The sequence below is a fragment of the Arthrobacter sp. AG367 genome (genome assembly GCF_007828995.1).
Taxonomy (GTDB): Bacteria; Actinomycetota; Actinomycetes; order Actinomycetales; family Micrococcaceae; genus Arthrobacter.
This window is the reverse complement of sequence record NZ_VIVE01000002.1, coordinates 531,365-552,226: the sequence shown is the minus strand read 5'-3', so window position 1 is coordinate 552,226 and position 20,862 is coordinate 531,365. Positions and strand designations below refer to the sequence as shown.

Below are 20,862 nucleotides of genomic sequence, written 5' to 3'. Positions count from 1 at the left end.
GCTATGGACGCCGCAGCAGCACACGCCTTTGCGATCCCGCCGGTATCGGTTCACCGTCCCACCACGGCCGTGGAAGACGCCGTCACCCTCGCGGCCGGCGTCTGGCTCCTCACGGGGACCTACGTTGACGGCTGGGCGCACAACAACCTCCGCGGCCTGGAGACGTTCTTCACACCGTGGCACGCGATCCTCTACTCAGGCTTCGCCGCCTGCGCCCTCTGGATCGGCGCCTTGACCTGGCGCCGGCACGCCCCGGGGACGAGGTGGCGGGAAGCAGTCCCTGCCGGCTATGGGGCAGCCTCCGCCGGCGTACTCCTCTTCCTTGCTTCCGGGCTGGGCGACTTCGCCTGGCATTCGGTGTTCGGCATTGAGCAGAACATCAGCGCCCTGTTCAGCCCGTCCCACCTGGGTCTGGCTACCGGCGGCTTCCTCATTCTTGGTGCACCTTTCTCGGCAGCGTGGCACTCACCTGCCCGGCCGTGGGCCCGGCTGGTGCCGGCGTTCGTGAGCGCGATGCTCGCCGGCATGGTTGCAGCTTTCATCCTGCAGGAGTTTGCGGTCTTCTCCCGCCATGGCCTCATCCAGACGTACTCCGGCCCCGCCGGGACCCAGCCGGCGGTGACGGGTCCAACGTCGTCGAGCATCATGGTCTCCTTGGCGACATTCCTGGTCTCGACGTTCGTGCTCTTCGTTCCCATCCTGTTGCTGTCGCTGCGGTGGCGGCTGCCGGCCCTGGTGCCGGCGGCGATGGTGCTGGTCCCCTCCGCAGCCCTGCAGATCATGGTGGCCCTGCGGGATGCCTGGCTGTTGCCGGCTGCCCTGGCCGGTTCACTCCTGGTAGGAGTGGTGTGGGCGGCGGCGCGGCCGGTCCCGGACAGTCCCGCGCGGCTCCTGACCGCGGCAGGCCTCTCACCTGTCGTCTTCTGGGCCCCCTATTTCGCTACTGTGGCGCTTCACGACCGGGCGCTCAGCTTCCCGCCCGAGATATGGAGCGGAACCCTCACATGGAGCGGGCTGGCAATGCTGTCCGTGGCCGCACTCGTGCTGAAGGTGCGGGCCACCGGCGCCGCAGTCCCGGATCCACGGGCCCTTTAGCCCGCCAGGTGCGCGGCCTGGCTTCAGCCGGGTTGGCAAATCCCAACAACACGCGGCGCTGCTTCCGGTGAATGTCAGACCCCGGTTGCACACTGGATTTATGGAAAACCAAGCCGTACAGGAATTTCACGTAACGTACTTCGACGCCGACTGCGGCCGGGCCCGCTCCGAGTATTTTGACACCCTCGAAGAGGCCGAGCGCTTCGCCTCCCGGCACTGCCACGGCGAAGACAGCTGGGCCGTGGTGGACGCCGTCACCGTGGAGCACGTCCGAATCGCCGCCTGACCGGTTCAGCCAAAAACCCCCGCGGTCCACGGCCCAGGCCAGCCGCGGCCCAGCTCCGCCAACCAGGGTGCAAACCAGGCAGGACAGCCACGCCGGTTACGGGCGCCAGCCTCGCATTAAAGCCGTCAGCCCGCGCTGCCTGGCGGTTGCCGGCAGCACGGGCTGACGTTGGTTCGGCGGAGGTCCCCGGCCGGTTGGGCCGGCACCGCCGGTCGCGGGTTACGCGAAGTCGGAGACCGCGGGATCGGGTCCGATGCGGCCCTCGCCGCCGGCGGTGCGGTCCAGGTTGTTGATGGCTTCAACGTCCCCGGCGTCCAGGGAAACCTCGAGTGCCGCGAAGTTCTCCTTGATGCGGGACTCAGTCACGGACTTGGGGATGACCACGTTGCCGATGGCCAGGTGCCACGCAATGACCACCTGGGCGGGAGTCGCCTGGTGCTTGGCAGCGATCGACGCAACAACAGGGTCCTGCAGCAGTTCCCCGCCCTGGCCCAACGGGGACCATGCCTGGGTCAGGATGCCTTTTTCTGCTCCAAATTCCCGCAGTTCACGCTGGCTGAAGTAGGGGTGCAGTTCGATCTGGTGGATGGCCGGAACCACTCCGGTTTCATCGATCAGGCGCTGCAGGCCCTCGGCGGTGAAGTTGGAGACACCGATGGACTTGACCCGGCCGCGCTTCTGGAGTTCGATCAGCGCCTTCCACGTGTCCACGTACTTGTCCTGCTTGGGCTGCATCCAGTGGATCAGGTAGAGGTCCAGCGTTTCGAGGCCAAGCCGGTCCATGGATTCCTCGAAGGCGGCGAGGGTGGATTCGTACCCCTGGTCCGCGTTCCACAGCTTGGTGGTGATGAAGATCTGTTCCGGTGACAGGCCGGAGCCGGCGATTGCACGGCCAACGCCTGCCTCGTTGCCGTAGATCTTCGCCGTGTCGATGTGCCGGAAGCCGGCTTCGAAGGCCTGGCGGACAACCTTTTCAGCCACGCCGTCCTCAACCTGCCACACACCATAGCCGAGCTGGGGGATCGTGTTTCCGTCGTTGAAAGTCAAGGTAGGTGAAGAAGTCATTTCTTCATCCTGCCAAACGTCCCCCGCTTCAGGCTCCCGTTTGGTTCAATGTCAGCCACACGCGTAACCGCGATATTTACGTCCCAAACCGGGAATATTTGCGCGGCACCGGTCCAGCTACTCCCCGCGAAGCTGCCTCTCGGCGTCGTTCACCTGCTGGAACACCGCCTCAGCCCGGCGCCGGACCGACACCGCACCAACCGGTACCGGCCCCACGGCGAGCCGCAGCATTGCCGCCGCCTCAGCCGTGGTGGCCAGCGAATTGCCCGCCTTGGAGAGGGACCTGTGGACGTCTGCAAGGCCGGCCGGTATGTCCAGGCCGTCACTGGGCGCACGCCGCTGCGCTTCCATGCATACCGTCCGGACACGCTGCAGGAGGCCGGCCAGTTCGTTGGCGATATCCACCAGTTCCCCGTACAGCTGGTCGTCCTCCACCCCTTCGAGCACCTGGTGGAAGCGGTCAAGTCCCCGCTGGAAGCGGTCGTGCGCGCGGCGCCACAACCCCTTGCCCAGTTCAACATCATCCTTGCGCCCCTGCCGTGCGGCGCTGAAAAAGCCCAAGCGGAGCCTACAGGTACTGCCCGGGACCGTGGTCCGGTTCGTCACGCTGGTTGGGCCGTGCCTGCGCCCCCGGCCGTGCTCCGGCCGGGGCGCGCTGCGGCTCGCCGTTTTCGCCGATGACGACGCCGGGCGCAATCATGGTGCCTGGCGGCAGCTGACGCAGCTGCAGCTGCGCGGCGGCGTGTTCGCGGGCGGCGTTCTGCGCCGCGATGGCGGTCTGGATCCCGTGGAACAAGCCCTCAAGCCAACCCACCAGCTGCGCCTGGGCGATCCGGAGCTCGGCGTCGGAGGGCGTGGCGTCGTCCGAGAAGGGCAGGTTGATCCTGTCCAGTTCTGCCACCAGCTCCGGCGCAAGCCCGTCCTCCAGCTCCTTGATGGAGCGGGCGTGGATGGCGGCCAGCCGGCCCCGAGCAGCGTCGTCAAGCGGCGCGGACTTCACCTCTTCGAGAAGCTGGCGGATCATGGTGCCGATCCGCATCACCTTGGCAGGCTCGTCCACCAGATCCTGCAGGCTGCTGCCCCTGGGCTTGCCGTCCGCGGCGGACGGAATCTGCACGGGGTCCTGGGTGTCGTCAACGGGAGTGCCTTCTACCGGGAGGTCCTCAGCTGCCTGAGTGTCGTTGGGATCGCTCATGCGTTCATACTCTCACGGCCCATCCGCCCGGAGTCCACCCGTGAACGCCTGTGGCGGGCTTGTCCGCTGCCGGCTCAATCAGCAGGCCCAATCAGCAGCACCTGCCCTGCGGGTTGTTGTCCTGGCGGTCCGTACGGTCCCGCCAAAACTCGCGTTCGCTGAGGGGCTCCTCCTGGTGCCCGGCTGCCCTGTGGTGCTCGAGGTACTTGGTGTAGGCGTCCGCGCCCATGACGCCGCCCAGGTAGCGGGCGAACCCGCGGAAGCCATTGGCCACCAAAGCCACACCGGCGCCCATCAGTGCCTGGCCCGTTCAAGCCGTGCGTCTGCGGGCACCCTGTCCCACTCGGCTGCCAACTCACGTTCGGCCGTCGTCGGCACCAGTCCGGCGGGGGCGAAGACGCGCGAGGGAACCGCCGGGTCCTCGTTGTCCGTGGTGGCAGTGCCGGCCGCCCTGTCACGGAATGCCTTGACCGTGGCCAGCACCGCCGTGGCAATCACGATGATGCTCAGCACCACGAAGATCACGGACAGCCAGCCCTGGATGGCCGTGTTGCGGACCACAGCTTCCATGGCGGCCACGGTCTTGGCGGTACCGAACTCGGTCTTGCCGTCCGCCAGCGCCTTGCTGAAGGCGGCGTTGTTCGCGAAGTACCCCACGGCAGGGACGGGCGAGAAGATCTTCAGGTAGCTGGCGGTGATGGTGACCACGGCGGCGAAGGCCAGCGGCAGGGCAACGATCCACAGGTACTTGAAGGTGCCGCGCTTGGCGACGATGGCCAGGCATACAGCCAGCGCGATGGCGGCCAGGAGCTGGTTGGCGATGCCGAACAGCGGGAACAGGGTGTTGATGCCGCCCAGCGGATCGGTCACGCCCATCAGCAGCACGGCACCCCAGGCAGCCACCATGATGGCCGTGCAGAGCCAGGCCCCGGGCCGCCAGGAGGCTTCCTTGAACTTGGGGACGAAGTTGCCGATCGAGTCCTGCAGCATGAAACGTGCAACGCGGGTGCCGGCATCCACGGCGGTGAGGATGAAGAGCGCCTCGAACATGATGGCGAAGTGGTACCAGAACGCCATCATGGCCGTCCCGCCGATGAACTGCTGCATGATGTGCGCCAGCCCCACGGCCAGCGTGGGTGCGCCGCCGGTGCGGGAGACGATGCTCTGCTCCCCAACGTTGGCGGCGGTTTCGCTGAGCAGGCCGGGGGTGATGTTGACGCCGCTCAGGCCCAGGCCGTTGACCCAGGTGGCTGCCGTTTCCACGGTGCCGCCCGTCAGCGCCGTGGGGGCATTCATGGCGAAGTAGAGGCCGCGGTCGATCGAGATGGCTGCCACCAGCGCCATGATGGCCACGAAGGATTCCATCAGCATGCCGCCGTAGCCGATGTACCGGGTCTGCCGTTCCTTCTCCACCAGTTTGGGGGTGGTGCCGGACGAGATCAGGGCGTGGAAACCGGACAGCGCACCACAGGCGATGGTCACGAACAGGAAGGGGAACAGTGCGCCGGAGAACACGGGCCCGTTCTCGCGGCCGGCGAATTCGCTGAAGGCCGGGACGGTGATTTCGGGCCGGACCACGATGATGGCCAGCGCGAGCATCACGATCACGCCGATCTTCATGAAGGTGGAGAGGTAGTCGCGCGGAGCCAGGAGCAGCCATACGGGCAGGATCGCAGCAATGAAGCCGTAAACGATCAGGCCCCAGGCGATGGTGACCTTGTCCAGGTGGAACACGGTGGCGCCCCATTGGGTCTGCGCCACCAGGCCGCCGCCGATGATGGCCGCCATCAGGAGGACGAAGCCGATGATCGAGACCTCCATGACCTTGCCGGGGCGCAGGTAACGGAGGTAGACACCCATGAACAGGGCGATGGGGATGGTCATGCCCACCGAGAACACGCCCCACGGGCTTTCGCCCAGGGCATTAACGACGACGAGCGCCAGGATGGCCACGATGATCACCATGATGAGCAGGGTGGCGATGAGGGCGGCCGTGCCGCCGATGACGCCAAGTTCCTCGCGGGCCATCTGGCCCAGCGACCGGCCGCCGCGGCGCATGGAGAAGAACATGACCAGGTAGTCCTGGACGGCCCCGGCAAGGACGACGCCGAGGATGATCCAGATGGTGCCGGGCAGGTAGCCCATCTGCGCCGCGATGACCGGCCCCACCAGCGGGCCGGCGCCGGCAATGGCGGCGAAGTGGTGGCCGAACAGGACGTTGCGGTCGGTGCGGACGTAGTCCTTGCCGTCTGCCTTGTATTCGGCAGGGGTGGCGCGCCGGTCGTCAGGCTTGGTGATGTAGCGCTCGATCACCTTCGAGTAGAAGCGGTACCCGATGAGGTAGGTGCAGACGGAGGCAAAGACGAACCAGATGGCGTTGACGGTTTCCCCGCGGACGATCGCCAGCATGAACCAGGCCACCCCGCCGAGGAGGGCGATTGCTGCCCAGAGCGCGATCTTGCCTGGCGTCCACCTCCGGTCTTCGGCGTCGAGCCGTGCCTCGTCCACAGCGGGCGGGGGAAGATTCGGGTCAGTCGCCAACCCGCCCTCCGCCCGGGATCCGTTGTTCCGCTGGTCAGGCATTCCGGCCATGTCTCCTCCTTGAGAGTTTTCCCTCGTTTGCTACTGGGCACCCTACCAACGCCGATCCTGCCAAAAGGGTCCGACGGCGGCGCGGCGCCGGCCTGTGCGGCGAGCGGCGGCAGTCCGGCGCTGAATGAGCGGTGACGGACGTACGACGGCGGGCTGCGGCAAAAGCGAAGGCTCCCGTCCGGATTCCGGACGGGAGCCTTCGCCCTTCGCATGGCGGCAGGGACGGTCAGGCGTGGGCGTAGGTGAGGCAGTCGGCGTTGTCGGCTCCCGGCCCGACGTGCACCTCCGGGGCGTTGCACATCAGGTGGTCGTTGTGGACGCACTCGGCCCGCTGGCAGGCTCCCACGTCGGCGAGGACCTTGGGCAGGCCGCCGTGGATGCCGGTCTCGATGAACGTGGCACAGGATGCGTGGTCCTGGCTTCCCCCCACGGTGATGGCATGGGCCGTGCAGCCTTCATGGTCGTTGAATGAACAACGGGTGACACTGCAGTCGGCAACATGGGTCGTCATGAAGTTCCTCCGTAAGTTCCACCGCCCGGGCGGGCGGCTCGTGCACCTACGGTAGGCCTGATCCCGGTGATCAAAAAGACCCAATACTTTGACCTAATGCCCCTCCGCCAGGCTGCGCCTGGACAGGGGCAGCCCGGACCGGGTGAAGGCCCAGGCGAGCGCTGCCGCCGTCAAGGGCACTGCCACCAGCAGCGCGGACAGGTGCAGCCAGGGAACCTCGAGGGCTGTCCGCATGTCCGTGGAAAGGACCAGCAGGACCGCTGGCACCGTTCCTGCCAGCGTCCCCAGAACGGCTCCAACGCCGCTGGTGAACAGTCCCTGCGACCCGGCAAGGGCCTTGCGCAGCCTTGGCGAGGCCCCGACGCCGGCGAGGACCGCATGGTCCTTCCGGGCATCAGCCATGGAGAGTCCTGTCGTAATGCCCGCCGCGCTGAAGGTGATCAGCGCAGCCGCGGCCACGATGGACCAGGTGATCCACTGGCTTACCTGCGAAACGCCCGGTTCCGCCTGGAAAGTCATGCCCGGCTGCCCGTAGACGGCGGCGGCCGCAGCGGAGGCCGCATCTGCCTCAGCCTCGGAGGGGTAGGCAGAGAGCTGCACGAGCAGTCCGGCCGGGGCCGCGCGGAGGTCCAGGCGTTCGGCGGTTTCCGGCGAGACAACGCCGTAGTAGGGCACCGCGACAGCCGGTTCAAGCACTGCCGCGGCAAGGGAGTCGCTCCTGACGGTTGAGGGGACGGTGCCCGGCCCCGAGGATGCCGGCTCTTGGGTCCGTACGTCCTTTCCCTCGAGCAGTACCCTTCCATCACTGACGAACACCGGGTTCGTCACCACCATCCCGCCGGCGTCCAGCACCGCCGTTGCCTCGGCGGTGGCGCTGCGGCCCAGCGCCGCCCGGATCTCCTCGCCGCCGCCCACCAGGATGGCCCGGCCGGACGGTTGTTCGCTGACCATGGAACCGCGGCACCGCCAGTCGCCCGGGTCCAACACCCTTCCCTTGGGAGTCCTCGGGCATTCATTTGCCTGCGGCCTGGCAAGCGAAAACAGCAGGCAGTTTGACGTATCCGTGCGCGCCGGCAGTCCGGGATCAGCCGGGCCCTCGGGGCAGTTGCGCAGGCTCTCCGGCGCCGTGATCACGTGCGTCGATTCGACGGTGCCCAGGGCATCTGCCACCGCAGAGGAGAGCTTAGGGACATCCACCCGGACGGCCGGCTTCCTGCTGCCATCGGCCGACGCCGGCGGGTCCACCACCAGCGGCAGGTACGCCTGGTTTTCCAGGGCGCCCCAGTAATGTGATTCCCGCATCCCTGCCTGCTGGCTGGCGGAGAGCACCAGGGCGGCGCTTGCCAGGGTGGCGGCGGCGAGTACCGCGGCCACCGCGGGAACGCTGCGCCCGCGGTTCCGGGCCGAATCACGGGCCGCCATCCGGAGTGACAGCGGCATCCACTGGATGCGGGAGGTCAGGCGGAGGACCAGCCAGCCGGTCAGCAGCACCAGGGCAACAACCGCCAGCACGGCGCCGAGGATGAGCACCGTGACCACCAGCGGCAGTTGCTCCGCCAGCCGGTCCGGATCGTTGGTGGACCGTCCCAACAGCCAGCCCGCCGCCAACAGCCCGGCAGCGAGTACCAGCACCCCGGCGCCGGCCAGGGGTGCCCGCCGCGGCTTCGCGGAGGGTGCCCGGCCGGCTTTGAGGGCACCCAGCACCGCCTGACGGGAAACCTGGCGGGCAGGTACCATCGCCGCGATGGTGCAGGATGCCAGCCCCATGGCCATGGCGGCGAGTGTCAGCAGGAAATCCGGATGCAGCCCTGCCAGCCGTGCCGAGCCGTGCAACCGGACCACGTGGACGACGACGGCAGCGGCTCCCAGCCCCACCGCGGCTCCGGCGGCAACGGCAACGCCGCCCAGCCAGAGTCCACCCGCGGTGACAACAGCGCGGATGGCGGGGCCTTCCGCACCCGAGGATGCCAGCAGTGCCAGCTCACGCACCTGCTGCCTGGCGCCCACGGCGAAGGCAGCACCGGCCAGCAGGCCCACCTCCAGCAGCGCCAGGGCGCCGATCAGGCCGAACCCGGCGTAGACGGCCACCGCTTCCGTGGAATCATCCCGGGGCACGGAACCGGCAACGGTCCGTTCCTCCCGGGACGGCGGGTCCAGCACCACGCTGCGGGACAGCACGCCCACGCCTTTACTGTTGGCTTCCATGACCTGCGGCCAGGTGACCGGCTCCGGACCCACCAGGTAGTAGGACACGGACTGGCGGGTCTGCGGTCCCTTGGCAAGGTCAGAGGGTACCTGTCCTGCCTGCAGGTACAGGAAGCTGGTGCCGTCCGGGAGGCCGGCATCGCGAATGGTGCCCACCGGCACGAAGGTGCCTGCCGACGTCGTAAATTCCTGTCCGAAAGTGAGGTGGAAGCGCGTCATCAGCCCGGGCGACGCCAGCACCTCCGTGCCGTCGCGCGGGGGCCGGCCCGCCAGGAGGCTGAACTTTCCGGTGAAGGCCGGATTGAGGGCATCCACTTCGCGGCCCTGCAGCGAAACAAGTGCTTCCCCCACGCCGGTGGTCAGCTGGAGCAGGCGTTGCGGCAGCACATCGTAGCCCGCGGGAATGGCGTCAAGCGGGTCGGTCCGCCGGAATTCAGGATCGAACCGGCCGGTGCTGGAGGCGACCACACCGTCATTGAGCGGGTCCTGGAGGGAGTCCGCGCTGGGAACGGGCAGGACGCTGAACCTGGCCTGGGTGTTTCCCAGTTCGTAGGTGACGATTTCACCCGGCGTCCGCTGTGAGCTCTGGTAGAGGGTGGCGGCACCCGTCATCCCGGCCACGGGCAGCATGATGAGCAGGATGATGAGGAGGGACCGCCCCTTGTGGCGGGTGATGTCCCGGCGCGCCAGCCGCAGGGCAACCCGAAGGCTGCTCCGGCGGCTTGTGGGCGCCGGAGCAAGGTCCACCGGCATCAGAGACCGGCCTGGGTGAGCAGCATGGTGGGATCGTGCATGGCGGCGGCCTGGTCGATGATCCGCCCGTCCCGAAGGAAAACCACGCGGTCCGCCCAGGCGGCGTGCCTGGCTTCGTGGGTGACGAGCATGACGGCCGCTCCGGCGTCGGCACGGGCCCGCAGGACCTCCATGACCCCTTGGCCCGTTGTCGAATCCAATGCACCTGTAGGTTCATCGGCCAGGATCAGCCGCCGCTGGCCCACGATGGCCCTGGCGATCGCGACGCGCTGCTGCTGGCCGCCGGACATCTGGTCCATGAACCGGTCCGCCAGTTCGGGAATCCCCACTTGCCGCAGCGCATCGGCGGACTGCCGGTGCGCTTTCCTGGTGGAAGTTCCGTCCAGTTCCAGCGGCAGCGCCACGTTCTCCGCGGCGGTCAGCGTGGGAACCAGGTTGAAGTCCTGGAAGACGTACCCCACGGCCCGGCGGCGCAGCCGGGCCAGTTCGTTCAGGCCCAGCCCGGCCAGCGGCGTGGACTCAACGTAGACAGCGCCCGACGTCGGCCGGTCCAGTCCGCCGGCAATGGCCAGCAGGGAGGACTTGCCGGAGCCCGACGGGCCCATGACCGCGACGAACTCCCCTGCTGAAATGGTGAGGTCAACGTCGCGGAGGGCGGCGACCGCCGTCGCGCCGTGCCCGAAAGTCCTTCCCACCCTGGCGAGTTCAACGACCTGCTGCGGCCCCTGCACGCTCACCGGCGGATGTCCGCGTTGAGCGGGGTGTCTTCCGTGGCCCCGTTGGAGGCTTTCCGGGCTCCACTTGCCGCCGTGGCCTGCGCCTGCTGGACCATCCTGGCCTCGCAAAGGTCCAGCCAGCGGACTTCCGCTTCGGTCTGGAAGATCAGTGAATCGAGCACCAACAGCCAGGCAGTATCCGTGGCCCGCTGGTTTGCCGCCGTATCGCGGCGCGCCCTGGTGTAGTCCTGCAGGGCGCGGATGGACGCCACGCGCTGGGCCTGGATGATGGCCTGGACATCGACCCCGGGCAGGGTAACGGCGAGCGCAAGCTTGATGGCGAGCTCGTTGCGTGGTGGGCTGTTCCGCTCCACGGGGGCGGCAAACCAGTTCCGCACCTCGTCCTTGCCGGCAGGGGTGATGCTGTACACCACGTGCCCTTCGCCGTCGTCGCCCTCCTTAGCCACCAAGGCATCGCGCTCCAGCCGGTCAAGCGTGGTGTACACCTGCCCGATGTTCAGCGGCCACGTGGCCCCGGTGCGGTTCTCGAACTCGACCCGCAGCTGGTAGCCGTAGCGCGGCTGGTCCTGCAACAGGGCAAGGAGGCTGTGGCGAATGGACATTGTGCTCCCCCGGGCTGGTTCCAACCGGTATGCACGAGCCCCCAAGACCCGTGCATACCGCGTATAGGCAGCCTAGCCCCGACTGACGCCCCGGCGCAATACCGGGTATGCAACCGAGGGTTCCTACATGACCAGGAGGACCTTGCCCACGTGGTCGCCGCTGTCGAAATAGCGGTGGGCTGCCGCAACCTGGTCCAGCGGGAAGGTCTTGGCGACCAGCGGACGGATCCGGCCGTCAGCCACCAGCGGCCACACGGCGTCCCGCACCGCAGTCATGATGGCACCCTTTTCCGCTACCGGCCGGGGCCGCAGGGCGGTGGCCACCACGGCTGCCCGCTTCTTCAGCAACAGGCCCAGGTCCAGCTCCCCCTTGGTGCCGCCTTGCAGGCCGATCACCACCAGGCGCCCGTAGTCGGCCAGGGCCTCCACGTTCTGCTTGAGGTACTTGGCCCCCACCACGTCCAGGATGACGTCCGCCCCGTAGCCATCGTTCTGCCGCCGCAGGCTCTCCGGGAAGTCCTCCTCGGCGTAGTTGATGGCGATGTCAGCACCAAGGAACGCCTTGGCGGTGCCCACCTTCTCGTCAGTGCCGGCAGTCGTGGCCACCTTGGCGCCAAAGGCCTTGGCAAGCTGGATGGCCATGGTGCCGATCCCGCCGGTGGCGCCGTGGATGAGGACGGTCTCCCCCGGCTGCAGCTGCGCCGTCATGATCAGGTTCGAATAGACCGTTGCGGCCACTTCCGGCAGCGAGGCCGCTGTGACCAGGTCCACCCCGTCCGGCACCCGCAATACCTGCTCGGCCGGAACCGCCACCTGCTGGGCATAGCCGCCGCCGGCCAGCAGGGCCACCACCTTGTCCCCCAAAGAAAATGGCTTGCTGACGCCGGGGCCAAAGCCTGCGATCCGGCCCGAAACTTCCAGCCCGGGGATCCCGGAGGCACCGGGAGGCGGCGGGTAGAAACCCCGGCGCTGCTGGACATCGGCCCGGTTCAGGCCCGCAGCCACCACGTCAATGAGCACTTCGCCCTGGCCAGGCACCGGCGCATCCACGTCCCGGACTTCCAGCACTTCCGGGCCGCCCGGTTCCGATATGTAGACGGCTTTCATGGACCTCTCCCGTTCCTGACTCAAATCCTGGCTGCAACAAGTGTGCACCGGGCACCTTCCCGCTCCTGTTTTGTTGCAGGCAAGTGCCTATGAAACACTACTAGCTGAGGAAGGTTGTCCGAGCGGCCGAAGGAGCTGGTCTTGAAAACCAGTGTGCGGTAACCCCGTACCAAGAGTTCGAATCTCTTACCTTCCGCACTGGAAACCCCTGGCAGCCGGCACCGGCCGCCAGGGGTTTTGTGTTTTGGGCGCTGCTGCCTTACCGGTCAAGCGTGACAGGGCGTTCGGGTCAGCGTCGCAGGATGGCTGCCGCGATCTCATCTGCATCCCTGAGGGTGCGCTGGCCGCTGCGGTAGGCGGGGCTGCCCGGCTGGAGGGCTTCGGCCGCGATGGCCGTGCCCCACTGGGTGGAGGACAACTGGAGGCCCAGCACGTACAGGTTTTCCGTCACGGACCCGTTGGAGGCAAGTGGGCGGTACGGGTGGGGCTCCACGTCCAGGCCCGTGGACTCGACGGGGGCACCTTCTGCCGTCATCATGAGCCGTGGACGCACCAGCCCATCGGACAGCATCTGCTCCAGGACCGGCGAATCATTGGCCGACACCCTGTTGCCCGGCGCAAGGGCCTCCACCATGGTCCGTGCCAGGACCGGCGGACCGGCAACCCACGGCGAGGAAGCCGTGAACATCGCGGACTGCCGGTCCACGCCGAACTTGGGGTCGGGTCCAACGAAGCTGACCACCCCTGCCCTGGCCAGTGCGGCGAGCTGTTCGGCGCGCAGCGCCGGCGGCCCGCTGGCAAGGCCTTCCACGAAGGATTCAAACCAGCCGCGCAGCCCGGCGACCCATGATTCATCGGTGATGCCGCCGTCGGCCACCGCCGTTTTGAGGAGGGCCCGCCCGTGGTGCAGGGCGCCGATGGCCATCTTGACGGGGTCGTCCTCGCCGAGCGCGGACCGGCGTGCATCGTCCAGCAGGAACTCCACCACGGCGGCATCGTGCTCACGCCGGGACGCGAAGGAGCGCCCCGCCAAGGGGGCCGCGAGGCCCGGTAGGTCCAGCCGGTGCCGCGGACCAACGTGGACGGCCAGGACGCTTTCCACGGCGTCTTCCCAGTTGGCGGCGCTGTGGGCGTGCGGCTGCAGGGCTTCCTCCAGCGCTGCCAGGAAAGCCGCCGCATCGGGGACAGCCCCTGGCTGCGAGCGCACCAGGGTTGCGTAGTACGCCCAGAGGGCATCGCGGTGCAGCAGGGGCCACAGGTCGTGGTCGAACGAGGGCCGGATTCCGGCCTTGGCCAGCCGCTCCAGGGCGGCTTCGGTGAGGTAGCGGAGCGTGATGGAGGTGGCGTAATAGCCGTTGAGGGCTGCTTTTGCACGGTAGGGGGTTCCGCGCCGGGACGCCGCGATGATCAGGGGTTCCTGGCCGGACGGTTCGTACTCCAGGCGGCTTCCCGTGGAGACGAACTTTCCGCCGCGGCCTTCGGTGAGTTGCCCCATCGTGTCGAAGAAGTTCAGGCCCATCCCGCGGACCAGCACGGGTTTCCCCGCGGGAATCCGTGTCCAGTCCACGTCTGCGGGCACGGCAGGGGGAAAGTACTGCAGGCCCAGCTGCTCGGCCGCGGCGTGCAGGCCGCGCTGTTCCGGATTCAGCCGCGACGGGATGTGCCCCAGGGCGAGCACCACTGCGTTGGCGCGGAGGGCAGCCCCGGTGGCCAGGCCGACGTCGAACATTCCGTCCCCCACCGGACGCACGGACACAGCCGACGTTTCGTGGAATTCGACCGTGACGCCGTCGGGAGCTTTGGCCAGCAGCTCCTCCAGCATGCACTTCAGGTAGCGGCCGTACAGGGCGCGGCTGGGGAAGTCATTGGACCCCAGCACCGCCAGTTCCGCCCGCTCCTCACCGGTGAGGGCCGGCAACGGATGCCGCTGCTGCCGGGCACGCCACTGGTCGAACGTGGTGCCGGCCACGGGCGCCGGCAGCGACGGTTCCTGGGGAACCAGCGTGGGGTAGAAGGATTGCGTATTCATGAGGAACAGCCGTGACTGGCCGGGCTGCCACACGTGCCCCGGGCCCGCCGGGTAGGGGTCAACCACGTCGATGTGCAGCTGTGCAGGGCCTCCGGCCGCGGCGGCGTGGGCGAGCAGCCGCTCGAGCACGCTGGTGCCACGGGGGCCGCCGCCGATGATGACGGCCCGGTTGCTCTGCGATAATTCCACGGCATCCAGCGTACGGGCTGGAAGCGGAGGATGTGCCGGACGCTTGACTTGCCAGCCTCGGGGGATGTTGTTTGGATGGGGCGCATGACCACCACAGCAGCTGATCAAGCCTCCGCTCCCGGCCCCGGCCAGGACACCTCCGGCACCGCATCCCAGGGAACTGCGCCCGTGCCCGTCGACGAGAATGTGTGGCTGGAGGACATCTACGGCGAGGAACAGCTGGCCTGGGTCAGGGAGCAGAACTCCCGGACCGAGGACCTGCTGGAGGACGCCGGGTACGCCGAACTGGAGACCAGCATCCTGGAGGTCCTGGACTCCACGGACCGGATTGCCATGGTGGGCAAGCGGGGCGAGTGGTACTACAACTTCTGGAAGGACAGCCAGAACCCCAAGGGCCTGTGGCGGCGGACCACCTGGGAGAGCTACCTCACCGATTCCCCCGATTGGGACGTCCTGCTGGACGTGGACGAGCTGTCCCGGACCGAAGGCGAAGAGTGGGTGTTCCACGGCGCCACGTTCCTGCGCCCCGCGGCCGGAGCCCCCTACCGGCTGGCGCTGCTGGCCCTGTCCCCCGACGGCGGCGACGCGAACCGCTACCGCGAGTTCGACGTCGAGGCGCGCGGCTTCGTTGACCCCGCCCGGGGCGGGTTCGACCTGCCGACGGCGAAGGGCAACGTGTCGTGGCTGGATGCCGACACACTCCTGGTTTCCTCCACCGCGGAAGGCCTGCCCAAGACCGCGTCGTCCTACGCCCGCACAGCGGTGACCCTCAAACGCGGCGGTTCCCTGGCCGCTGCCCCGCGCCTTTTCGACGTGCCGGAGGACCACATGATGGCCGTCGCGGCGCACGATTCCACACCCGGATTTGAGCGCACCTTCGCTGTTGACTACATCGACTTCTTCAACCGGACCAACTTTGTGCTCCGGGACGGTGACTGGACGCCGATCGATGTGCCCACCGACGTCAACGTCAGCGCGCACCGGGAATGGCTGCTCTTCCGCCCGCAACAGGACTGGGTCCTCGACGGAACCACCTACCCCTCCGGCGCCCTGCTCGCCGCAAACTTCGAGGACTACCTCGCCGGGAGCCGGCAGCTCACCGTGCTGTTCACCCCCGATGACCACACATCGCTGCAGTCCTGGAGCTGGACCCGCAGCTTCCTGCTGCTGAACCTGCTCAGGGACGTTTCCTCGGAAATCCGGGTCCTGGATCCATCCAGGCCCGCCGGCACCACGGACTGCGGCTGGGCGGCCACCCTCCTTGACGCCTGCCCACCGCTGCATGACGTGAATGCCTACGCCGTGGACGACGAGGACGACGGACCAGCCGACGGCGGCGCCGGCGACGACTTCTGGCTCGTCGCCACCGGTTTCACCACCCCCACCACGCTCATGCGCGGCACCCTGGAGCACCACAGCGCCGGGACGTCCGGCGTGGGGGGCCGGCATGCGGCAATCAAGGCCTCGCCGTCGTTCTTTGCCGACACTGACTATGAAGTGGAGCAGCACTTCGCAGTGTCCGACGACGGCACCCGGGTTCCGTATTTCCAGATTGCTCCGCGGGGGCTGGCTTTGGACGGGCAGAACCCCACCCAGCTGTCCGGCTACGGCGGGTTTGAGGTTTCGCGGACGCCGGCCTACAGCGGCACGGTGGGCCGGGCATGGCTGGAGCGGCGGACCACGCTGTCCGGCGGCGACGGCGGGAAGGCGCCCCACTCCCGCGGCGGAGTGTACGTGGTGGCGAATATCCGGGGCGGCGGGGAGTACGGGCCCGCCTGGCACCGGGCGGCACTGAAGGAAAACCGGCACCGGGCCTACGAGGACTTCGCGGCCGTGGCACGGGACCTCATCTCCCGCGGCGTCACCTCGCCCCGCCGCCTGGGCTGCGTGGGCGGCTCCAACGGCGGCCTCCTGGTGGGCAACATGCTCACCAGGTACCCCGAACTGTTCAGGGCCGTCTCCTGCGGGGTGCCCCTGCTGGACATGCGCCGCTACACCAAGCTCTCCGCCGGGCATTCGTGGATCGCCGAGTACGGTGACCCGGACGTTCCCGAACAGTGGGAGTACATCAGGACCTTCTCGCCCTACCACCTGCTCAAGGACGCGGTGGAGTACCCGGAGACCTTTATCTGGACGGCAACCTCCGATGACCGGGTTGGCCCCGTGCAGGCGCGGAAGATGGCAGCCCGGATGCTGGCCATGGGCATCCCCAACGTCTGGTTCCACGAAGCCCTGGAGGGTGGCCATGCTGGCGCCTCGGACAACCGGCAGGCTGCCGCGCTGCAGGCCCGCAGCCAGCACTTCCTGTGGAAGGCGCTGGCAGGCTGACCGGCGTGGGCCCCTGGCTGGCTGTCCGGAGGGCCGGTTCCGGCCTCCCGGAAATCCGCATCGTCCGCCCCGGGCAACGATTGCCATAGGGCGCCGGGGCCGCGGCCCGCGGCCGTGGCGGGGACCGTTTTGCACTGCATGGCCGGATCTGCGTATCCTTGGTGGGCTAGGAATAGCAATTGGAGACGTGCCAGAGCGGCCGAATGGACTTCACTGCTAATGAAGGGTCGGGGTTAAACTCGACCGGGGGTTCAAATCCCCCCGTCTCCGCGTTTGGCCCCGGTCCTGGACCGGGGCCTTTTGCGTTTCAGGGTGCCCTTGGCCAGTCCTAAGCCCGTTCGCGAATCAGCGCCTTGAAGGTTCGGAAACGCGAACAAGCTTCTGATACGCCGGGCGTGGGCGCGGTCCGCGGAAAACGCCGGGCGTGGGCCCGGTCCGCGGAAAACGCTGTCCGGTAGCCGGACGCTGGGCGCGCAGGCTTTGCCGCAGTGGCAGGATTAGCGCATGGCGGCACGCAGCAACTCAAACCAACCGGATGTGGGCCGGGCGGCATGGAATCCACGCCTGGCGCTTCTGGTGGCGGCAACGTTCTTCATGGAATTCCTGGACGGCACGGTCCTGACCACGGCCATTCCCAGCATTTCGTCGGACTTCGCCATCCCCGCCGCCGACGTCAACATCACCATGACCGCGTACCTGCTGACGGTAGCCGTCGGCATTCCCATCAGCGGCTGGCTGGCGGAGCGGTTCGGCGCCAGGCGGATCTTCTGCGCGGCCATCGCCATCTTCACGCTCGCTTCCCTGGCCTGCGCCCTCAGCCAGGACCTTGCCACGCTGACGCTGAGCCGCATCGCCCAGGGCGTTGGCGGGGCCATGATGGTGCCGGTGGGAACCCTGGTGGTCCTGCGCGGAACGCCGAAATCCGAATTACTGCGTGCCACCGCCTTCCTGGTGTGGCCCGGGCTCCTGGCACCCGTCCTCGCGCCGCTGGTAGGCGGCGCGCTCACCACGTATCTTTCCTGGCACTGGATCTTCCTGGTGAACATTCCCCTTGGTGCCGCCGCATTTGCTGCCGCCCTGCGCCTGGTCCCCCCGGCTCCGGGAGATCCGCACCGGCGGCTGGACTGGCCCGGAATGGCACTGACCACGGTGGGGGTGGGCGCACTCGTGGCCGGTCTGGAACTGGCCAGCAGCCATCCTGAACTGCCCTGGGCCGGGATCAGTGCCGCCGCCGGGGTTGCCGCCCTGGCCGGGGCCGTGTTCTGGATGCGCAGGACTCCCCATCCGCTGTTCAACCTGCAGGTCTTCCGCACCCGGACCTTCCGGGCTATGGCCACCGGCGGGTTCATATACCGGGTCACCATCAGTTCAGTGCCGTTCCTGCTGCCCCTGATGTTCCAGACCGGGTTCGGCTGGTCTCCCCTGCATGCCGGGGCGCTGGTGGCGGCCGTGTTCATTGGGAATATCGGGATCAAACCGGCCACCACCCCGCTGATCCGGAAGTTCGGTTTCAAGGCAATGCTGGTGTTCGCATCAGTGGCCTCCGCCGTCACCTTCGCCCTCTGTGCCCTGCTGACACCGCAGACCCCTGAGGCGTTGATGTTTGTGCTGCTGGTGTGCAGCGGGGCCTTCCGCTCCATCGGTTTCTCGGCTTATGCCTCCGTGCAGTACGCCGACATTCCGCCGGCACAGCTGACCTCCGCCAACACGGTGTCGGCCACCCTGGTACAGCTGGCCACCGGCTCGGGTATCGCGGTGGCAGCCCTGCTTATCCGGACCTTTGACGGGCTGGCCCTCGGACCGCAGGACCCCGCCGGGCCCTTCCGCGGCGCTTTTGTGGCAATGGCCGTCCTGATGCTGGCCAGCACCGCGGACAGCATCCTGCTCCCCCGCCATGCGGGGGCAGCCGTCAGCCGGCCTGGGCCAAAACCAGGGGAAGCACCGCTCCCGCCCCGGCCTGCCGAAGGGCGCGCCCCGCGACGGTAAGGGTCCACCGGCTGTCGGCGAGATCATCAATCAGCATGACCGTCTGGCCCTGGACGGACTGCAGGGCGGCTTCGAGCTCCGGGCCCACCACCAGCCTGTCCCACACGCCCGCCAGCCGGTAAGCGCTGTTTCCGCCGCGTCCGCCGGTGGGACCGCCGTGCGCCGGCTGCAGATCACCAAGGTAGGGAATGCGCCCGATCTCGGAAATCCCCCTGGCCAGCGAGCCCACCAGCTGCGGTTTGCTGCGGGACGGCATACCCACGATGGCGGCCGGCCTGCCCGCGCCGCTCCAGCCCGGGCTCCGGGCATCGCCGGTTCCCCATTCGCGCAGGACCTGCACGCAGGCCTGGAGCATGCCGGGATCCACCGGCCGGTCCTCCGCGCCGGCGGCAAACAGCTCCCGCAAGGCACCGCCCCACCCCAGATCGGTCAGCCGGGCCAGGACACGTCCCTCCGAAAGGCCCTCTGCCGGCTTGAGCTTTCCTTTCACCGGTACTCCCAGCCGGTCCATCCCGCTGGGCCACTGAAGACGCGGTTCAAGGACGCCGCCGGCCCGGCTCAGGGTCTGGCCGGCCGCCGCCGTGGCATCGGCTGCCACGTCTGCCGGGAACCACCGGCCGGCGCAGTTGTCGCACCGCCCGCAGGGACGGGCCGTCTCGTCATCCAGGACCGAGGTGATGTACTCCATCCTGCATCCTGCGGTGTCCTGGTAGATCACCATGGAGTCCTGCTCGTCCACCCGTGCCTCGGCAATGCGGCCGTAGCGTTCCGCGTCATAAACCCAGGGCTGGCCGGTGGACCGCCATCCTCCGCCGACCCGTTCCACCGCCCCGTCCACCGACAACACCTTCAGCAACAGCTCAAGCGGCGTGCGGCGAAGGTCCACCCTGGCCTCCAGCGCCACGGTTGACAGGGCGGTTCCGGCTTCAGCCAAGGCCGTCAGCACGGCTCCGGCCTTCTCCTCGGACGGCATGGACGCGGTGGCGAAGTACTGCCAGATCTCACGGTCCTCCGCGCCCGGGAGCAGCAGGACGTCCGCGTTGGCGGCACCACGTCCGGCACGCCCCACCTGCTGGTAGTAGGCGACGGGCGAGGACGGCGCACCGAGGTGGACGACGAAGCCAAGATCGGGCTTGTCGAAGCCCATCCCCAGGGCAGACGTGGCCACCAGCGCCTTGACCTGGTTGTCCTTCAGTAACTGCTCGGCCCGTTCACGGTCTGCGGGATCGGTCCGTCCGGTGTAGGCGAGTACGTTGTGCCCCGCTTCTGACAACAGGCGGGCGGTGTCCTCGGCCGCGGAAACGGTAAGGGTGTAAATAATCCCGCTGCCCGGAAGATCGGCCAGGTGGGTCAGCAGCCAGCCCAGCCGTTCCTTGGAGTCACGGAGCGACAGGACACCAAGCCGCAGCGAGTCACGGCCCAGGGAGCCGCGGATGGTCAGGACTCCCTCACCGAGCTGCTCTTCGATATCGTGCACCACGCGTGAGTTGGCCGTGGCGGTGGTGGCCAGGACCGGGACGGAATCCGGCAGCCGCATGATGAGGTCCGCGATCCGGCGGTAGTCGGGGCGGAAGTCGTGGCCCCAGTCGGAAATACAGTGGGCTTCATCGATGACCAGCAGGCCGGTCCGGCGGAGCAGTTCGGGCAGCTGGGTTTCGCGGAACGCGGGATTGGTCAGCCGCTCCGGCGAGACGAGGAGGACGTCCACCTCATCGGCGGCCAATTGGCCACGCACGGCGTCCCACTCCAGCTGGTTGGCGGAGTTGATGGCAACGGCACGCACCCCGGCCCGGGCGGCGGCGGCCACCTGGTCCCGCATCAGGGCAAGCAGCGGCGAGACGATCAGCGTGGGCCCGGCGCCCCGGCGCCGCAGCAGCAGGGAGGCCACGAAGTACACAGCCGACTTGCCCCAGCCGGTGCGCTGCACGACCAAAGCCCGCCGCCCGCCGTCGACCAGTGCCTCAATGGCCTCAAACTGCCCGTCATGGAAGACCGCGTCCGGGTGCCCCACCAGGCCCCGCAGGACCTCAAGCGCTTCGGCATGGGTGGCGGTGCCCGGTGCGCCGGGAGCTGCCATGTCTGCAACGGCGGTAGCGGAAACTGTGGACGTGTACTGGTTATCGGCCATTGGTTCAGTATCCCAGCACCCTCCGACACCCTGCACAGCCGCGGGCTGCTATGT

General features: G+C 68.1%; 16 protein-coding genes and 2 tRNA genes. 6 read left to right on the top strand and 12 right to left on the bottom strand.

Going from position 1 to position 20,862, the window contains the following annotated elements; genetic code table 11:
• Positions 1-3 precede the first annotated feature (3 nt).
• Both FB478_RS09615 and FB478_RS09610 read left to right on the top strand, forming a co-directional pair.
• Positions 4-1,095 carry a hypothetical protein gene (locus FB478_RS09615; RefSeq protein ID WP_144600286.1) on the top strand — a complete coding sequence of 364 codons (1,092 nt, stop codon included), beginning with the start codon at positions 4-6 and terminating at the stop codon, positions 1,093-1,095.
• Between the two features lie 100 nt (positions 1,096-1,195).
• Complete coding sequence (locus FB478_RS09610; RefSeq protein ID WP_018771206.1) at positions 1,196-1,381, top strand: hypothetical protein; 186 nt, start codon at positions 1,196-1,198, stop codon at positions 1,379-1,381.
• Between the two features lie 219 nt (positions 1,382-1,600).
• Here the strand turns inward: FB478_RS09610 and FB478_RS09605 are convergent, their stop codons facing one another.
• From FB478_RS09605 to FB478_RS09560, 10 genes are all read right to left on the bottom strand, one after another.
• Entirely contained in the window at positions 1,601-2,446 is an 846-nt protein-coding gene (locus FB478_RS09605; protein ID WP_026266063.1) for an aldo/keto reductase, read from the bottom strand.
• A 117-nt stretch (positions 2,447-2,563) separates the two neighbouring features.
• The gene (locus tag FB478_RS09600; RefSeq protein ID WP_018771208.1) at positions 2,564-3,007 is read right to left on the bottom strand and encodes a hypothetical protein; all 444 of its coding nucleotides are present in this window, start codon (positions 3,005-3,007) and stop codon (positions 2,564-2,566) included.
• Positions 3,008-3,014: 7 nt separating this feature from the next.
• The gene (locus FB478_RS09595) at positions 3,015-3,641 is read right to left on the bottom strand and encodes a bacterial proteasome activator family protein (RefSeq protein ID WP_018771209.1); all 627 of its coding nucleotides are present in this window, start codon (positions 3,639-3,641) and stop codon (positions 3,015-3,017) included.
• 91 nt (positions 3,642-3,732) lie between these two features.
• Positions 3,733-3,936, bottom strand: a complete 204-nt coding sequence (locus FB478_RS09590) for a YbdD/YjiX family protein (protein ID WP_144600285.1) — start codon at positions 3,934-3,936, stop codon at positions 3,733-3,735.
• A complete protein-coding gene (locus FB478_RS09585) occupies positions 3,936-6,233 on the bottom strand; it encodes a carbon starvation CstA family protein (protein ID WP_056389249.1) in 2,298 nt (765 codons plus the stop codon). Before FB478_RS09585 ends, FB478_RS09590 begins: the two co-directional genes overlap by 1 nt.
• Positions 6,234-6,459: 226 nt before the next feature.
• Positions 6,460-6,744: a DUF1540 domain-containing protein gene (locus tag FB478_RS09580; protein ID WP_018771212.1), complete on the bottom strand. Its 285-nt coding sequence runs from the start codon at positions 6,742-6,744 to the stop codon at positions 6,460-6,462.
• A gap of 93 nt (positions 6,745-6,837) precedes the next feature.
• Positions 6,838-9,702, bottom strand: coding sequence for a hypothetical protein (locus tag FB478_RS09575; protein WP_144600284.1), 2,865 nt, complete (start codon positions 9,700-9,702; stop codon positions 6,838-6,840).
• Positions 9,702-10,439 carry an ABC transporter ATP-binding protein gene (locus tag FB478_RS09570; protein WP_144600283.1) on the bottom strand — a complete coding sequence of 246 codons (738 nt, stop codon included), beginning with the start codon at positions 10,437-10,439 and terminating at the stop codon, positions 9,702-9,704. Before FB478_RS09570 ends, FB478_RS09575 begins: the two co-directional genes overlap by 1 nt.
• On the bottom strand, positions 10,436-11,041 hold the full coding sequence (locus FB478_RS09565) for a PadR family transcriptional regulator (protein WP_144600282.1): 606 nt from the start codon (positions 11,039-11,041) through the stop codon (positions 10,436-10,438). Before FB478_RS09565 ends, FB478_RS09570 begins: the two co-directional genes overlap by 4 nt.
• 123 nt (positions 11,042-11,164) lie before the next feature.
• Positions 11,165-12,148 (bottom strand): NAD(P)H-quinone oxidoreductase, encoded by a 984-nt coding sequence (locus FB478_RS09560; protein WP_056389261.1) that lies wholly within the window; start codon positions 12,146-12,148, stop codon positions 11,165-11,167.
• 108 nt (positions 12,149-12,256) lie between these two features.
• Here FB478_RS09560 and FB478_RS09555 point away from each other — a divergent pair.
• Positions 12,257-12,344, top strand: a tRNA-Ser gene (locus FB478_RS09555).
• A gap of 93 nt (positions 12,345-12,437) precedes the next feature.
• Here the strand turns inward: FB478_RS09555 and FB478_RS09550 are convergent.
• On the bottom strand, positions 12,438-14,366 hold the full coding sequence (locus FB478_RS09550) for an FAD/NAD(P)-binding domain-containing protein (RefSeq protein ID WP_144600281.1): 1,929 nt from the start codon (positions 14,364-14,366) through the stop codon (positions 12,438-12,440).
• 84 nt (positions 14,367-14,450) lie between these two features.
• On the opposite strand from FB478_RS09550, the gene FB478_RS09545 reads away from it, so the two are divergent.
• The 3 genes from FB478_RS09545 (at position 14,451) to FB478_RS09535 (ending at position 18,680) form a co-directional block, all read left to right on the top strand.
• The gene (locus FB478_RS09545) at positions 14,451-16,694 is read left to right on the top strand and encodes a prolyl oligopeptidase family protein (RefSeq protein ID WP_144600280.1); all 2,244 of its coding nucleotides are present in this window, start codon (positions 14,451-14,453) and stop codon (positions 16,692-16,694) included.
• A gap of 181 nt (positions 16,695-16,875) precedes the next feature.
• Positions 16,876-16,964: transfer RNA gene (locus FB478_RS09540), tRNA-Ser, on the top strand.
• Positions 16,965-17,198: 234 nt separating this feature from the next.
• Positions 17,199-18,680, top strand: coding sequence for an MFS transporter (locus FB478_RS09535; protein WP_144600279.1), 1,482 nt, complete (start codon positions 17,199-17,201; stop codon positions 18,678-18,680).
• Here the strand turns inward: FB478_RS09535 and FB478_RS09530 are convergent.
• Positions 18,604-20,808: an ATP-dependent DNA helicase RecQ gene (locus tag FB478_RS09530; protein WP_144600278.1), complete on the bottom strand. Its 2,205-nt coding sequence runs from the start codon at positions 20,806-20,808 to the stop codon at positions 18,604-18,606. The genes FB478_RS09535 and FB478_RS09530 overlap by 77 nt on opposite strands.
• Between the last annotated feature and the right edge of the window lie 54 nt (positions 20,809-20,862).

Coding starts and splice junctions, on each gene's coding strand:
- FB478_RS09580 (WP_018771212.1), bottom strand. CDS start 6,744: ATGACGACCCATGTTGCCGACTGCAGTGTCACCCGTTGTTCATTCAAC.
- FB478_RS09605 (WP_026266063.1), bottom strand. CDS start 2,446: ATGACTTCTTCACCTACCTTGACTTTCAACGACGGAAACACGATCCCC.
- FB478_RS09595 (WP_018771209.1), bottom strand. CDS start 3,641: ATGAGCGATCCCAACGACACTCAGGCAGCTGAGGACCTCCCGGTAGAA.
- FB478_RS09545 (WP_144600280.1), top strand. CDS start 14,451: ATGACCACCACAGCAGCTGATCAAGCCTCCGCTCCCGGCCCCGGCCAG.
- FB478_RS09565 (WP_144600282.1), bottom strand. CDS start 11,041: ATGTCCATTCGCCACAGCCTCCTTGCCCTGTTGCAGGACCAGCCGCGC.
- FB478_RS09585 (WP_056389249.1), bottom strand. CDS start 6,233: ATGGCCGGAATGCCTGACCAGCGGAACAACGGATCCCGGGCGGAGGGC.
- FB478_RS09615 (WP_144600286.1), top strand. CDS start 4: ATGGACGCCGCAGCAGCACACGCCTTTGCGATCCCGCCGGTATCGGTT.
- FB478_RS09560 (WP_056389261.1), bottom strand. CDS start 12,148: ATGAAAGCCGTCTACATATCGGAACCGGGCGGCCCGGAAGTGCTGGAA.
- FB478_RS09610 (WP_018771206.1), top strand. CDS start 1,196: ATGGAAAACCAAGCCGTACAGGAATTTCACGTAACGTACTTCGACGCC.
- FB478_RS09530 (WP_144600278.1), bottom strand. CDS start 20,808: ATGGCCGATAACCAGTACACGTCCACAGTTTCCGCTACCGCCGTTGCA.
- FB478_RS09575 (WP_144600284.1), bottom strand. CDS start 9,702: ATGCCGGTGGACCTTGCTCCGGCGCCCACAAGCCGCCGGAGCAGCCTT.
- FB478_RS09535 (WP_144600279.1), top strand. CDS start 17,199: ATGGCGGCACGCAGCAACTCAAACCAACCGGATGTGGGCCGGGCGGCA.
- FB478_RS09590 (WP_144600285.1), bottom strand. CDS start 3,936: ATGGGCGCCGGTGTGGCTTTGGTGGCCAATGGCTTCCGCGGGTTCGCC.